Source organism: Ochrobactrum sp. AP1BH01-1, assembly GCF_018066705.1.
Lineage (GTDB): Bacteria > Pseudomonadota > Alphaproteobacteria > Rhizobiales > Rhizobiaceae > Brucella.
In genome coordinates this window covers 1,060,124-1,072,606 of sequence record NZ_JAGPOU010000002.1, presented here as the reverse complement: position 1 = coordinate 1,072,606, position 12,483 = coordinate 1,060,124, and the positions used below count along the sequence as shown (strand labels likewise).

The window sequence follows — 12,483 nt, the reverse complement described above, 5'->3', positions numbered from 1 at the left end:
AGGGTAGGAAATCCGGGGCAGAGAATCGTGATCCGATTTGTATTGCGTAGTTTTGCGGTTGTTTTTCTGGCTTTCGCGGTAATTTTCGCAGTCCTCGATGGCGCGCGGTCCGTCGGCGCATCGCAGTTTATCGCCAAGCCGCTCTTGTCCATGTGGTCACGCAACGCGCCCGAAACATTGGCCGATGCAGAAACCATGGTGGCGCACTATATAGGGGCAGGAGCCTGGAATGCCGTCTGCGTCCCGTTGCTTGAGCAGCCGGGTTGGCTTCTTTTCGGCATTCTCGCCCTGTTATTCTATGCAATCGGTCATCGTCGGGAGCGCCCTATGGGACGCTTCACCGCTCGATAATCAGGAGGTGGAGACCATGAGTTTCTTGGACAGCTATCGCAAGAAGATGCAGATGCCTTCGACGGATGAGGCTTTGCCCGGGCGCGCGGCCCCGATCCCGACATCCGCGACTCATTTCGTGAATGGTCATCCCCTCAAAGCGCCTTGGCCCGATGGCTATAAACAGGTTCTGTTCGGGATGGGTTGCTTCTGGGGCGCAGAGCGACTGTTTTGGCAGGTGCCGGGCGTATATGCGACGGCTGCCGGTTATGCGGGTGGCGTTACGCCCAACCCGACCTATGAGGAAACCTGCACGGGCCTGACCGGTCATGCGGAAGTCGTGCTGGTGGTCTATGATCCGAAGGTGGTGAGCCTGGACGAGTTGCTGACCCTTTTCTGGGAGGAGCACGATCCGACCCAGGGCATGCGGCAGGGCAACGATATCGGCACGACCTACCGTTCGGTCATCTATACTTTCGACAAGGCTGATCGGGACGTGGCGGAAAAGAGCCGTGAAGCCTACGCACAGGCGCTGGCCGCACGCGGTCTCGGTCCTATCACGACCGAAATCGACGATGCGCCGGAGTTCTATTATGCCGAGGACTATCACCAGCAATATCTGGCGAAGAATCCGAACGGTTATTGCGGCCTGCGTGGAACCGGCGTGAGTTGCCCGATCCCGCTGGCACAATAAGCGGGCTGCAATAAACAGATCGCGCGGTTCTTACCGCGCGATTTTCTTTTTCATGATCAGCATCCCGGCATAATCGCCCTCGAGCAGTTCGAAATCGCTCCAGCCGATCTGCCGGTAGAGGTCCGGCTTGTTGGTATAGAGATAGGCTTCTCCATAGCCATGTTGCCGGGCCGCATCCTCAATGGCGCCGACAAGACCCTTGGCGATGCCTTTGCCGCGATGGCCGGGCGCAACGAACACGCTTGCCACCCAAGGCTTCAGATGCGGATGCGTTTCCAGATCGCTGTGAATGAGGAGAACGAGCCCAGCGGGTTCTCCGTTCCAGAGCGCGACACGCGCCGCCTGTCCATCGTCTTCACGGGAGATGTCGCGAAAAGCCTTTGCGGTCTGTTCGAGGGTGGAGCCGGTAAATTCGCCCCATTCCGCATGGTTCCATGCAGCACAGACGGTTACGAGATCGGGACGGTCCGCAAGCGGGATGATCTGAAGCATAATGTTCTACCAGTGCGGCGGTTTGGTGACCGGCACGTCCGGCGCGGTCTGCTCTTCCAGTTCCAGAAAGCGGTCGGTCAATGCGCCAAGTTTCTTGGAAAGCTGGTCGATGGTTTTCCATTGTTCGGCCAGAACGGATGACAATTCGTCGATTGTCTTTTCCTGTTCGGCTACGCGAATTTCGAGCTCGGTCAGGCGTTGGTCCGGTGTCATGGCTCGCTTCCATCGGTATTGTGGCTATACGGTCAGTGGATGTAACCGCTTTTGAGCTGCATCGGAAGTACGCTATCACATCATTGCGACAGCATAAGCGCACCATTCGACACTTCATAGTGGCGCAGACGCTTCAGAAAACTCATGCCGAGAAGCGTATCGGACAGCGCGTCGTCCCGTAGGACCATCGCTTCCACATCTTCCACCCGGATTCGTCCGATTTCGATGCTAGGCAGAATGGCGGCTGCAGCTAGGGTTTCGCCATTGGCGGTCGAGACGCGATATTTGAAATCATCGGGTTTGAGCGACAGGCCGATGCGCCGCGCGGCGTTTGCGTTGATCGCCACGACACTTGCCCCCGTATCCACCAGGGCGCGAAGGGTTTGACCGGCGATCTTGACGTCCGCGATGAAATGGCCGCGGCTGTCCGGCTTGATCTGCGCGCGGCGGCCGCTATAGGCAGTGGAGGGTGACGAAGGAGCGGATGAGCCTGTCGCGGATGTGTTTGAACCAGCATTCGGCTGTTGACCGAATTTTTCAAACAGAAGCGGGAAGGCTATTGCCAGTCCCGCGAATACCAGAAGGATCGTAAAAACCCGCGCCATGCTTCCCCCGTTTCCGGGCATAATAACAGGCGCGGGTTAATGCTTACTTCGTGCCGTACATGCGGTCGCCTGCGTCGCCGAGACCGGGAACGATATAGCCCTTTTCATCGAGGCGCTCATCGATGGAAGCGGTGAACACATCGACATCTGGATGGGCTTCGGTGAAGCGCTTGATGCCTTCTGGCGCCGCCAGCAGGCAGAGGAAGCGGATATTGGTTGCGCCGCGTTCCTTCAGCTTGTCGATGGCTGCAATTGCAGAATGACCGGTGGCCAGCATCGGGTCCACCACGATGATGAGGCGGTTTACGATGTCTTCCGGCGCCTTGAAGTAGTATTCGACCGGCTGCAGCGTGTCGTGATCGCGATAAAGGCCGATATGGGCGACGCGGGCGGCAGGCACCAGATCGAGCATGCCTTCCAGAAGGCCGTTGCCGGCGCGCAGGATCGAGGCGAAGACAAGCTTCTTGCCTTCGAGCACCGGCGCGTCCATCGGCATCAGCGGTGTTTCGATCGGCATGGTGGTCAGTTCGAGATCGCGCGTCACTTCATAGCAGAGCAACAGCGATATTTCCTTCAGCAGCCGGCGGAAGCTGGCCGTGGACGTTTCCTTCTTGCGCATGATGGTGAGCTTGTGCTGGACAAGCGGATGGCTGACGACTGTAACGCCCATGATCTTTCCACTTTTCTTGTTATCTTTTTGACTTTAGCGGCAGATTGCGCCGGAGAAAACGCGTGGCGAGCGCGCACGCACAGTTTTATGTCTCTTTGGCCATTTTTCGACGCCGGTGCAAGCCATGATCACAAAAGGGGTAGTGGGAAAACGTCTGTGCTTGTATCGTTCGGCACAAGCTTTATATGCATAACCGAAATTGTTTTCGTACTATTCAAAAAGCAGGATGAGCTATGAGCCAGCAGAACGGCAATGCGGACCGCGTGGGCGCACAAGGCGGCATGGAGCATTCATTCGGCTTCAAGGCGGTTGACGAAAACGAAAAGCAGGGACTGGTCAACGACGTTTTCCATAAGGTCGCCGATAAATATGACGTGATGAACGATCTCATGTCGGCGGGCATGCACCGCGTCTGGAAAGATGCGATGATCGCATGGCTGGCGCCGTCGAAACGTCCGGGTTGGACCTCGCTCGATGTCGCGGGCGGCACCGGCGACATAGCGTTCCGCATTGTCGAGGCTTCCGGTCGACAGGCGCATGTCACCATTCTCGACATCAACGGCTCGATGCTGGGCGTCGGTCGCGAGCGCGCCATCAAGAAGGGCCTGGCCGACAATCTCGAATTCGTCGAGGCCAATGCCGAGGAATTGCCCTTCGAAGACAACAGTTTCGACGCCTATACGATTGCCTTCGGTATCCGCAATGTGCCGCATATCGACAAGGCGCTGTCCGAAGCCTATCGCGTGCTGAAGCACGGCGGGCGTTTCCTGTGCCTTGAATTCTCCGAGGTCGAACTGCCTGTTCTCGACAGGATTTACGACCAGTGGTCGTTCCACGCTATTCCGCGCATCGGCAAGATGATTACCGGCGATGCGGATTCCTACAGCTATCTGGTCGAATCGATCCGCAAATTCCCGAAGCAGCAGGACTTTGCCATGATGATCGAGAAAGCCGGTTTCGAGCGCGTCAGCTACCGCAATTTCACCGGCGGCATTGCTGCGCTTCACTCCGGCTGGAAGCTTTGATCGTGCATCGGTCGGTTTTGGGCGTCAGGGCATGAGCAATTTTTCCGCTGCTTTCCGGCTAATGCGGGCTGGATGGATTTTGACACGCGAAGGCGTGATCAGTGCGCTGCCGGTCGAGGGGCTGTCCGGTCTTCCGGCATTCGGGCATAAGATCGCAGGTATTCTGGCGCGTCCGCGCGCACGCCACATGCAGCGCTCCGAGCGCATGTCGCGGGCTATGAACAAGCTCGGTCCCTCCTATGTAAAACTCGGACAATTTCTGGCGACGCGGCCTGATATTGTCGGTCGCGATGTGGCTGCCGACCTTGAACTTTTGCAGGACAGGCTCGACTTCTTCCCGCAGGCCGATGCCGTTGCTGCTGTCGAAGGTTCGCTTGGCCGCAAGGTCGATGATCTTTACCTGCAATTCGACGCGCCTATTGCCGCCGCTTCCATGGCGCAGGTGCATCCGGCGGAGGTGATGAAGGACGGAAGGCGCCAGAAAGTTGCCGTCAAGGTCATCCGTCCCGGCGTCCGCCAGCGTTTCGCCCGCGATCTTGAAGGTTTCTACATGGTAGCGCGGATGCAGGAGCGCCATGTGCCCTTCACGCGCCGCCTGCGCCCCGTCCAGGTCGTCGAGACGCTGCAGCAGACCACCCGCATCGAAATGGATTTGCGTCTTGAGGCGGCAGCGCTTTCCGAAATTGCCGAAAACATCAAGGGCGATGAAGGTTTCCGCGTTCCGCAGGTGGATTGGGAGCGCACCGGTCGTGACGTGCTGACGCTCGAATGGATCGACGGTATCAAGATGTCGGATATTTCCGCGCTTGAAGCCGCGGGTTTCGACCTTCGCAAGCTTGCCGAAACGCTGATCCAGTCCTTCCTGCGCCATACGCTGCGCGACGGCTTCTTCCATGCCGATATGCATCCGGGCAATCTGTTCGTGGATCCGCAGGGGCTCATCGTCGCAGTGGACTTTGGCATCACCGGGCGGCTCAACAAGCAGCAGCGGCGCTTTCTGGCCGAAATTCTCTATGGCTTCATCACGCGTGATTATCTGCGTGTGGCCGAAGTGCATTTCGAGGCAGGCTACGTTCCGCATACGCATGATGTGGCAAGCTTCGCGCAGGCCATCCGCGCCATTGGCGAGCCGATCCACGGCCAGCCGGCAGAAACCATTTCCATGGCCAAGCTTCTGACATTGTTGTTCGAAGTGACCGAGCTTTTCGACATGGAAACTCGCCCCGAGCTTCTGATGCTTCAGAAGACCATGGTTGTTGTGGAAGGCGTGTCGCGCACGCTCGACCCGCATTTCAACATGTGGAAGGCGGCGGAACCGGTGGTTGGCGACTGGATCCGTAAAAATCTCGGCCCGCAGGGCATGCTTCTCGATGCGAAGGACAGCGCTTATTCGCTGCTGCATTTCACGCGCAAGACGCCGGAACTTGTGGCGCGCGTGGAACGTGTTTCCGTTGCGCTGGACGATATGGCTGCGAAGGGATTGCGTTTTGACGAGGCGACGGTGGAAGCTATCGGGCGAGCCGAAGCGCGACACTCGCGCTGGGGCCGCATTGCGCAGGTGGTGATTGCAATTTCGCTCGCCGCGATAGCGGTCAAGCTTTACATTTGGCTCTAAGACTTACTTTTAAAGTGACAAGTCACCATCAATATGATTTCAATGATTGCACTTGTAACAGGCAGGTGCAATCAAATGGCCAGCATTACCATCCGTAATCTTGATGATGCCGCCAAGGAACGGCTGCGTGTCAAGGCAGCCCGAAACGGGCGCTCCATGGAAGAGGAAGCGCGTATTCTTCTGGCGGGATTGGATGAACCGGCTCAATCTGCTCCCCTTTCTTCTGGTATCGCTGTTTCGCTTGCGGGCAAGCGCGTTCTACTGATTATCGGTGGCGGTATCGCCGCCTACAAGACACCGGATCTCATTCGCCGATTGCGTGAGCGCGGCGCGCATGTACGCCCGCTCATGACGGCTGCGGCGCAGCAATTCGTGACGCCGCTGACCATCGGCGCGGTTTCTGCCGAGCATGTCTTTACCGATCTATTTTCGCGCGAGGATGAGCAGGATGTCGGACATATCCGGCTTGCCCGCGATGCGGACCTGATCGTCGTTGCCCCTGCCACCGCCGATCTTATGGCCAAGATGGCGCATGGTCTCGCCGATGATCTGGCGAGCGCCGTGCTGTTGGCTCGCAAGGTTCCGGTGCTGATAGCTCCGGCCATGAATCCCGCCATGTGGGACAATCCGGCGACGCGGCGCAACCGGCTGACGCTGGAAAAGGACGGTGTGTGTTTCGTCGGTCCGGAGAAGGGCGAGATGGCGGAAAGCGGCGAAGCCGGAACGGGCCGCATGAGCGAGCCGCTGGCGATTGTCGCGGCAATCGAAAACCTGCTTTCGCCGCAGCCAAAGCCGCTTGCGGGTAAAACCATCGTCATGACTTCCGGCCCGACGCATGAGCCGATTGACCCGGTGCGCTATATCGCCAACCGCTCGTCAGGCAAGCAGGGTCATGCGATCGCGGCAGCGCTGGCGCGACTTGGCGCGAAGGTGCATCTGGTGTCCGGCCCGGTCAATATCCCCGATCCTGAGGGCGTCGACGTCACGCATGTCGAAAGCGCGCGGGAAATGCAGGCAGCAGTGGAAGGGTTTCTTCCCGCCGATGCCGCAGTGATGGTCGCAGCCGTCGCCGACTGGCGCACGGCCAACGAAGCCGGACAGAAAATCAAGAAGAAACCCGGTGAAAGCGCTCCGACGCTTGCCATGGTCGAGAACCCGGACATTCTGGCTGGCGTCGGGCATAGCGACAAGCGCCCCGGCCTTGTGGTGGGCTTTGCGGCGGAAACGCAGGACGTGGCCGAGAATGCGAGAGCCAAGCTCGAAAAGAAGGGCGCGGACTGGATCGTCGCCAACGACGTGTCCCACGTTCCCGGACAGGGCAGCGTGATGGGCGGCGACCGCAACCGCGTGCGCATCTTGAGCCGCAACGGTATTGAGGACTGGCCGGAAATGAGCAAGGAGCAAGTGGCTGAAAGGCTTGCCGAAAACATTGCGGAACGGCTTCTCGAAGCAGAAAGGTGATCTTTTCGCTCGGCGCATGTCACATTTGCGAAGTCTGTTTCGTCTTGATGGTGAGCGACGACAGGTCGTGAACCTCAAGGAGACATATTATGGAAGCGAAACTCGTCCCCTATAAGCTGGCGCCGAAGATCATGCAGGCCATGCTCGAGCTGGAAAAAGCCGTATCAGAAGCCGGTCTGGAGTATAGTCTGTACGAACTCATCCGCATTCGTGCGTCGCAGATCAACGGATGCGCCTATTGTATCCATATGCACACGCGCGATGCCCGCAAGGCCGGTGAAACCGAGGAACGCCTTTATCTCGTGGCGGCCTGGCGCGAATCGCCGCTGTTTACGCCACGCGAGCGGGCCGCATTGGCCTGGACTGAAGCCCTGACGCTGTTGGCACAGACGCGCGCTCCCGACGAAGATTACGAGGCGCTGAAAGCGCATTTCACCGATGAGGAAATCGTGAAGCTGAGCATGGCCATCAATACGATCAATGTCTGGAATCGTGTGGCGGTCGGTTTCCGCACCGTGCACCCGGTTGGTGCCGCGGCGGCGGCAGCCTGAGGTGCGACCGGTGTCTCGAACGGTTAAGGAGACGCCAATTAGAGCGTCGATCTGACTCGATCAGATCGGCGCTCTGATCCTTTGTTTTAGAGCCCATCCCGAAAACCGTTTCGCACTTTTCGGGATGGGCTCTAAAAGAATTCGTCCAGCAAACGGTAGTAGGAAATCTTCGCTTCATTGATTGCCGGGCCGCCATAGGTTTCGAGGAAAGGCTGTACCCACTCCTCGCCCAGATTGTAGCGAATGCTCCAGCAGGCAAGCGCCAGATCCTGATGGCGGTCGGCCAGACCGAGCCTGCCGCAATCGATGAAACCGGCGAAAGCACCATTGTCGGCCATGAAATTCGGCAGGCAGGCGTCGCCATGGGTGACGACAATATCTTCGCTCTCGGGTTTCAGGCGAAGCAGTTCTCCGAATACTCCCTGCGCGGTGCGTCCTTCGCGTTCCTCGTCGAAGTCGTCCTCATCCACCGCACCCGCTTCGACACGCTTGCGGGCGTCTTCGATGCGGAACTCCAGCCGGTGATCGAACGGACAGGAAGCCGGGTCGATGGCATGCATCGATTTCAGGGCGCCGGCTAGAATATCGACAATATGCTCAGGCGCGAGCGTGCCGACTGCCGAAGCCAGATCTTGACCCGGCAGGCGCGTCATCAGCAGAAGGCTGCGCTGTGGAGCGGCTTCGAAAGCGAGGACTTCGGGGCAGGGCATGTGCTTCTGCTTGAGCCAGCGGAGCCGTGCGGCTTCGTCGGCAAGTTCACCCACCGGGCTTTCCGGTTCCACTTTCAGGACCAGAGGTTCCAGTTCGGGGTGGTCGAGCAGATGCACGTTGGCGGTGGAGCGGCCTAGTTCGTCCTGCCGGCTGCGATAGTCCCGCAATTGCTGCCGCAGCGCCTGCGGAAGATCGAGCGCAGCCAGTATAGGGTCGTTCATTTTCTCTCCGGATGGTCAGGCCTTGCCGCGAACCTGATAGTCCTTGACAGTCGCAAAGCGGATGTCTTTCCAGCGTTCGGCCTCGTAATTGAGCGAGAAGCCATTCTGGGCCAGAAATACCGGGTCACGGTCAAGATCGTGTGCGATATCGGCGCGATGCGCGGCAATGAAGCGATCGACCTCAGCCGGATCGTCGGCGGAAATCCACCGGCAGACCGAGAAGCGCGACATTTCAAAGCCCACAGGTAGCGAATATTCGACTTTCAGCCGCTCGGTCAGAACGTCGATCTGCAGCGCACCGACGACGCCGACAATGGCCGGAGAGCCGTCGTCAGGCAAAAAGAGCTGCACCACGCCTTCTTCCGCCATCTGCTGCAGCGCTTCGCGAAGCTTTTTGGCTTTCATGGCGTCGTCGAGACGCACGCGGCGCAGGATTTCCGGCGCGAAGTTGGGCACGCCGCGGAACAGGATATCCTCGCCCTCGGTCAGCGTATCGCCGATGCGCAGCGTGCCATGGTTCGGAATGCCAACCACGTCGCCCGCGAAGGCTTCGTCGGCGATCTGGCGCGAGCGCGCGAAGAAGAATTGTGGTGCCGACAGGCTCATCGGTTTGCCGGTGCGCACCAGCTTTGCCTTCATGCCACGTGACAGCTTGCCCGAGCACACGCGCAGGAACGCGATACGGTCACGGTGGTTGGGGTCCATATTGGCCTGAATCTTGAACACGAAGCCGGTCATCTTGTCTTCGGTTGCCGCCACCATGCGCGTATCGGCCTGCTGGTCACGCGGCGAGGGGCCGAAATCGCAGAAAGCCTCGATCAGGTCGCGTACGCCGTAATTCTTAAGCGCGGAGCCGAAATAAACCGGCGTCATATGACCTTCCCGGAAGGATGCGAGATCGAACGGGCGGCAGACGCCGCGTGCCAGTTCCACACCTTCCAGCCATGCTTCGCGTTCGTTTTCCGGTAGCAGCTTCGCGGCGTCTTCCGGGCCGCTGACCTTGGTCGGCTGTTCCTCGTTGTCCTGGCGGCGTAGCGTGTCGTTATGCAGGTCGTAGGTGCCTGCAAAGCTCTTGCCCGAGCCGATAGGCCAGGTGATCGGCGCGGTGTCGAGCGCCAGCTTTTCCTCGATCTCGTCAAGGATTTCGAGAGGGTCGCGTGCTTCGCGGTCCATCTTGTTGACGAAGGTGACAATCGGAATATCGCGCATGCGGCAGACTTCGAACAGCTTGAGCGTCCGGGGCTCGATACCCTTGGCGGCATCGATGACCATGACAGCACTGTCCACTGCGGTCAGCGTGCGATAGGTGTCGTCTGCGAAATCTTCGTGGCCCGGCGTGTCAAGCAGGTTGAAGATGCAGTCCTTATATTCAAAGGTCATGACCGAGGTGACGACGGAAATGCCGCGGTCGCGCTCGATATTCATCCAGTCGGAGCGGGTCTGGATGCGGTCTTTCTTGGCCTTCACCTCACCGGCAAGCTGGATGGCGCCGCCGAACAGCAGCAGCTTTTCGGTCAGCGTGGTCTTACCGGCGTCCGGGTGCGCGATGATCGCGAATGTGCGGCGCTTGGAAACGGGATTGTCAGCGGGCATGAAGAAACTCGTAATGGCAAAGGGACGGGCAGCATGAACCGCCGCAAAGATTGGCGGATCATCTAGCAGTCCTTTGCCAAAAGGTCGAGTTTAAATGCTTTTATGCATTACCTGCTCTTGATGCCAAGGCCGAAGGCGATGAAGGACCAGCCTTGGAAGATCAGGTCTATCGCGAGGAAAAGGCCAAGGACGAACAGGCTGTTGACCGGCCACTGCGCGGCAATGATGAGACCGAGCAACACGGTGATGACGCCGCCTGCGACGATCCAGCCCCAGCCAGCCGATGGTTTCGATTTGAAGCCGAGCCAGATGCGGAACGCGCCCGAGCCAAGCAGTGCTGCCGCCAGAAGGAAGGTCAGCACACCGGCAGCCAGCACGGGATTGACGAAGGCGACGATGCCGGCCGCCGTGTAGAGAAGGCCGCTCAGAAGCCAGAAAAAGAAGCTGCCCCAGCTTTTGACGCCGAATGCATGGATGATTTCAATGATGCCGCCAATCAGCATCATCAGGCCGACATAGTAGACCGAGACCACGGTGGCCAGCACCAGATTGCCGAAAGCGATGCCTCCGAGGATCAGAAGCGCCACCCCAAGGGCGACGAACCAGCCCCACTTGCTGGAAAGTTCCTTTGGAAAGGTCGGGCGGTCGAAATCATTGTGAGCTGTTGCCATGAGACGTCCCTCAAATTGTCATGCCTCCTGAACAATATAAAGCATGTCGAGGATTTGGCCAGCTTTGCGATCAACTGGCGTTAACGCCAACGCTCCCACTGTTCGCCGTAACGATATCCTATTATATCTCTTTGCTATTGCAGTCGTTTTCCGCTTAAAGTTCATGTGATGTTCGATCTCGTTTCCCACTACTGGCCGCATATCCTGTTTGCCCTGTCGATCGTTCTCGGAGCGATTGCAGCCATCCATGCGACCATGACGAAGGAGGAGGTCCGAACCGCCATCGGCTGGGTCGGTGTGATTGTGCTGTCCCCCATTGTCGGGGCGGTTGTCTATGCCATTGCGGGCGTAAACCGCATCCGGCGTTCCACGCTCAGCCACCAGCGCGCCAATATGGGCAGGATCGCGCTTTATCACCTGTCGCACTTCGATACGACGAATGACCTCGTGCGCGCAGCCTTCGGGCGTCAGTTCGGGGCGATGAAGATACTGGGCGATGCGGTGAGCCTCTATGACTTCACCAGCGGCAACAACATCGACATGCTGGAAACGGGTGACGAAGCTTATGCAGCAATGCTCGATGCCATAGGCCGTGCCGAGCGCAGCGTCATGCTGGAAACCTATATTTTCGACCGGGACGGGATTGGCGAAGTATTCGCCGATGCCCTGGGCGATGCGGTCAGGCGCGGCGTGGAAGTGCGCGTTCTGGTCGACGCGGTCGGCGCGCGCTATTCCTTTCCGAGCATCGTCAAGCTCTTGAAGGACAAGGGCGTCGCCGTTGATGTTTTCAACGGCAATATCATCATCGGGCTGCGCCTGCCTTATGCCAATCTGCGCACCCACCGCAAAATCCTCATCGTCGACGGCAAGGTCGCTTTTACCGGCGGCATGAATATTCGTGCGGGCTTCGTGCGAAGGATAGCGGGCGACGCGGTTGCCTTCGATACGCATTTCAAGCTGGAAGGCCCGGCTATTGCCGATCTCTTTCATATCGCATCCGAAGACTGGCGCTTTGCGACCGGCGAGCTTCTGACCGGGGAAGCATGGAAGATCGCGCCGCCTGAAAACCCGCCGGGAACGGGAACGCTGGTGCGTGTCGTTGGATCGGGACCTGACAAGAATCTGGAAACCAACCAGCGCATGATGATGGGCGCCTTCTCGATTGCCGAGCAGCATATTCTCATCATGACGCCCTATCTCCTGCCGGACCGCGAATTGATCAGCGCGCTGGTGACGGCTGCGCGGCGCGGCGTATCGGTGGATATCGTCGTGCCGGGGGTCAACAATCTGAAGCTGGTGGACCGCGCCATGCGCGCCCAGTTCGACCAGTTGCTGAAGGATGGCTGCCGCATCTGGCGGGCTGGCGGTGCCTTCAACCACTCCAAGCTGATGACCATCGACGGCGCGTGGTCCTATGTCGGATCGTCCAATATCGATCCGCGCTCGTTGCGGCTGAATTTCGAGGTCGATCTGGAGATTCTCGATCGCGACGTGGCGCGTCAGGTGGAAGAGCGCATTGGCAAGGTGATAGAGGAAAGCCGCGAGGTCAATCTCGCGCGCCTCAAGAACCGGCCATTCCTGGAACGTCTTCTCGACCGGATTATCTGGCTGGGTTCGCCTTACCTATAGGT

Annotated in this window: 14 protein-coding genes; 7 read left to right on the top strand and 7 right to left on the bottom strand. The window is 58.8% G+C overall.

What is annotated here, in order from left to right:
- The first annotated feature begins 27 nt into the window (after window positions 1–27).
- Together J9800_RS10555 and msrA are read left to right on the top strand one after the other, a co-directional pair.
- Window positions 28–351, top strand: coding sequence for a hypothetical protein (locus J9800_RS10555; protein WP_114216152.1), 324 nt, complete (start codon window positions 28–30; stop codon window positions 349–351).
- Window positions 352–367: 16 nt separating this feature from the next.
- Complete coding sequence (gene msrA, locus J9800_RS10550; protein ID WP_112585334.1) at window positions 368–1,024, top strand: peptide-methionine (S)-S-oxide reductase MsrA; 657 nt, start codon at window positions 368–370, stop codon at window positions 1,022–1,024.
- Window positions 1,025–1,054: 30 nt separating this feature from the next.
- On the opposite strand, the gene J9800_RS10545 is transcribed toward msrA, so the two are convergent.
- From J9800_RS10545 to upp, 4 genes are all read right to left on the bottom strand, one after another.
- Entirely contained in the window at window positions 1,055–1,516 is a 462-nt protein-coding gene (locus J9800_RS10545) for a GNAT family N-acetyltransferase (RefSeq protein ID WP_114216153.1), read from the bottom strand.
- A 6-nt stretch (window positions 1,517–1,522) separates the two neighbouring features.
- On the bottom strand, window positions 1,523–1,729 hold the full coding sequence (locus tag J9800_RS10540) for a SlyX family protein (protein ID WP_021587137.1): 207 nt from the start codon (window positions 1,727–1,729) through the stop codon (window positions 1,523–1,525).
- 80 nt (window positions 1,730–1,809) lie between these two features.
- Window positions 1,810–2,334: a retropepsin-like aspartic protease family protein gene (locus tag J9800_RS10535; protein ID WP_114216154.1), complete on the bottom strand. Its 525-nt coding sequence runs from the start codon at window positions 2,332–2,334 to the stop codon at window positions 1,810–1,812.
- Between the two features lie 43 nt (window positions 2,335–2,377).
- Entirely contained in the window at window positions 2,378–3,004 is a 627-nt protein-coding gene (gene upp / locus J9800_RS10530; RefSeq protein ID WP_006467614.1) for a uracil phosphoribosyltransferase, read from the bottom strand.
- Between the two features lie 233 nt (window positions 3,005–3,237).
- Here upp and ubiE point away from each other — a divergent pair, with 233 nt between their 5' ends.
- The 4 genes from ubiE (at window position 3,238) to J9800_RS10510 (ending at window position 7,656) form a co-directional block, all read left to right on the top strand.
- The gene (gene ubiE / locus J9800_RS10525; protein WP_114216155.1) at window positions 3,238–4,029 is read left to right on the top strand and encodes a bifunctional demethylmenaquinone methyltransferase/2-methoxy-6-polyprenyl-1,4-benzoquinol methylase UbiE; all 792 of its coding nucleotides are present in this window, start codon (window positions 3,238–3,240) and stop codon (window positions 4,027–4,029) included.
- A gap of 31 nt (window positions 4,030–4,060) precedes the next feature.
- The gene (ubiB, locus tag J9800_RS10520) at window positions 4,061–5,644 is read left to right on the top strand and encodes a 2-polyprenylphenol 6-hydroxylase (RefSeq protein ID WP_114216156.1); all 1,584 of its coding nucleotides are present in this window, start codon (window positions 4,061–4,063) and stop codon (window positions 5,642–5,644) included.
- A 75-nt stretch (window positions 5,645–5,719) separates the two neighbouring features.
- Complete coding sequence (gene coaBC / locus J9800_RS10515) at window positions 5,720–7,105, top strand: bifunctional phosphopantothenoylcysteine decarboxylase/phosphopantothenate--cysteine ligase CoaBC (protein ID WP_286167572.1); 1,386 nt, start codon at window positions 5,720–5,722, stop codon at window positions 7,103–7,105.
- A gap of 89 nt (window positions 7,106–7,194) precedes the next feature.
- Entirely contained in the window at window positions 7,195–7,656 is a 462-nt protein-coding gene (locus J9800_RS10510) for a carboxymuconolactone decarboxylase family protein (protein ID WP_114216157.1), read from the top strand.
- Between the two features lie 131 nt (window positions 7,657–7,787).
- Here J9800_RS10510 and aph(3')-IId read toward each other — a convergent pair whose 3' ends face one another.
- From aph(3')-IId to J9800_RS10495, 3 genes are all read right to left on the bottom strand, one after another.
- Window positions 7,788–8,588, bottom strand: coding sequence for an aminoglycoside O-phosphotransferase APH(3')-IId (gene aph(3')-IId / locus J9800_RS10505; RefSeq protein ID WP_114216158.1), 801 nt, complete (start codon window positions 8,586–8,588; stop codon window positions 7,788–7,790).
- Between the two features lie 15 nt (window positions 8,589–8,603).
- On the bottom strand, window positions 8,604–10,181 hold the full coding sequence (locus J9800_RS10500; protein ID WP_114216159.1) for a peptide chain release factor 3: 1,578 nt from the start codon (window positions 10,179–10,181) through the stop codon (window positions 8,604–8,606).
- A gap of 107 nt (window positions 10,182–10,288) precedes the next feature.
- The gene (locus J9800_RS10495; RefSeq protein ID WP_114216160.1) at window positions 10,289–10,852 is read right to left on the bottom strand and encodes an HdeD family acid-resistance protein; all 564 of its coding nucleotides are present in this window, start codon (window positions 10,850–10,852) and stop codon (window positions 10,289–10,291) included.
- A gap of 168 nt (window positions 10,853–11,020) precedes the next feature.
- Between J9800_RS10495 and cls the strand changes: the two genes are divergently transcribed.
- Complete coding sequence (gene cls, locus J9800_RS10490; RefSeq protein WP_112585354.1) at window positions 11,021–12,481, top strand: cardiolipin synthase; 1,461 nt, start codon at window positions 11,021–11,023, stop codon at window positions 12,479–12,481.
- The last annotated feature ends 2 nt before the right edge of the window (window positions 12,482–12,483 follow it).

Excerpts from the sequence above, each read along its gene's own strand:
- msrA (WP_112585334.1), top strand. The coding sequence starts at position 368 with ATGAGTTTCTTGGACAGCTATCGCAAGAAGATGCAGATGCCTTCGACG.
- J9800_RS10545 (WP_114216153.1), bottom strand. The coding sequence starts at position 1,516 with ATGCTTCAGATCATCCCGCTTGCGGACCGTCCCGATCTCGTAACCGTC.
- J9800_RS10540 (WP_021587137.1), bottom strand. The coding sequence starts at position 1,729 with ATGACACCGGACCAACGCCTGACCGAGCTCGAAATTCGCGTAGCCGAA.
- J9800_RS10535 (WP_114216154.1), bottom strand. The coding sequence starts at position 2,334 with ATGGCGCGGGTTTTTACGATCCTTCTGGTATTCGCGGGACTGGCAATA.
- upp (WP_006467614.1), bottom strand. The coding sequence starts at position 3,004 with ATGGGCGTTACAGTCGTCAGCCATCCGCTTGTCCAGCACAAGCTCACC.
- ubiE (WP_114216155.1), top strand. The coding sequence starts at position 3,238 with ATGAGCCAGCAGAACGGCAATGCGGACCGCGTGGGCGCACAAGGCGGC.
- ubiB (WP_114216156.1), top strand. The coding sequence starts at position 4,061 with ATGAGCAATTTTTCCGCTGCTTTCCGGCTAATGCGGGCTGGATGGATT.
- coaBC (WP_286167572.1), top strand. The coding sequence starts at position 5,720 with ATGGCCAGCATTACCATCCGTAATCTTGATGATGCCGCCAAGGAACGG.
- J9800_RS10510 (WP_114216157.1), top strand. The coding sequence starts at position 7,195 with ATGGAAGCGAAACTCGTCCCCTATAAGCTGGCGCCGAAGATCATGCAG.
- J9800_RS10500 (WP_114216159.1), bottom strand. The coding sequence starts at position 10,181 with ATGCCCGCTGACAATCCCGTTTCCAAGCGCCGCACATTCGCGATCATC.
- J9800_RS10495 (WP_114216160.1), bottom strand. The coding sequence starts at position 10,852 with ATGGCAACAGCTCACAATGATTTCGACCGCCCGACCTTTCCAAAGGAA.
- cls (WP_112585354.1), top strand. The coding sequence starts at position 11,021 with ATGTTCGATCTCGTTTCCCACTACTGGCCGCATATCCTGTTTGCCCTG.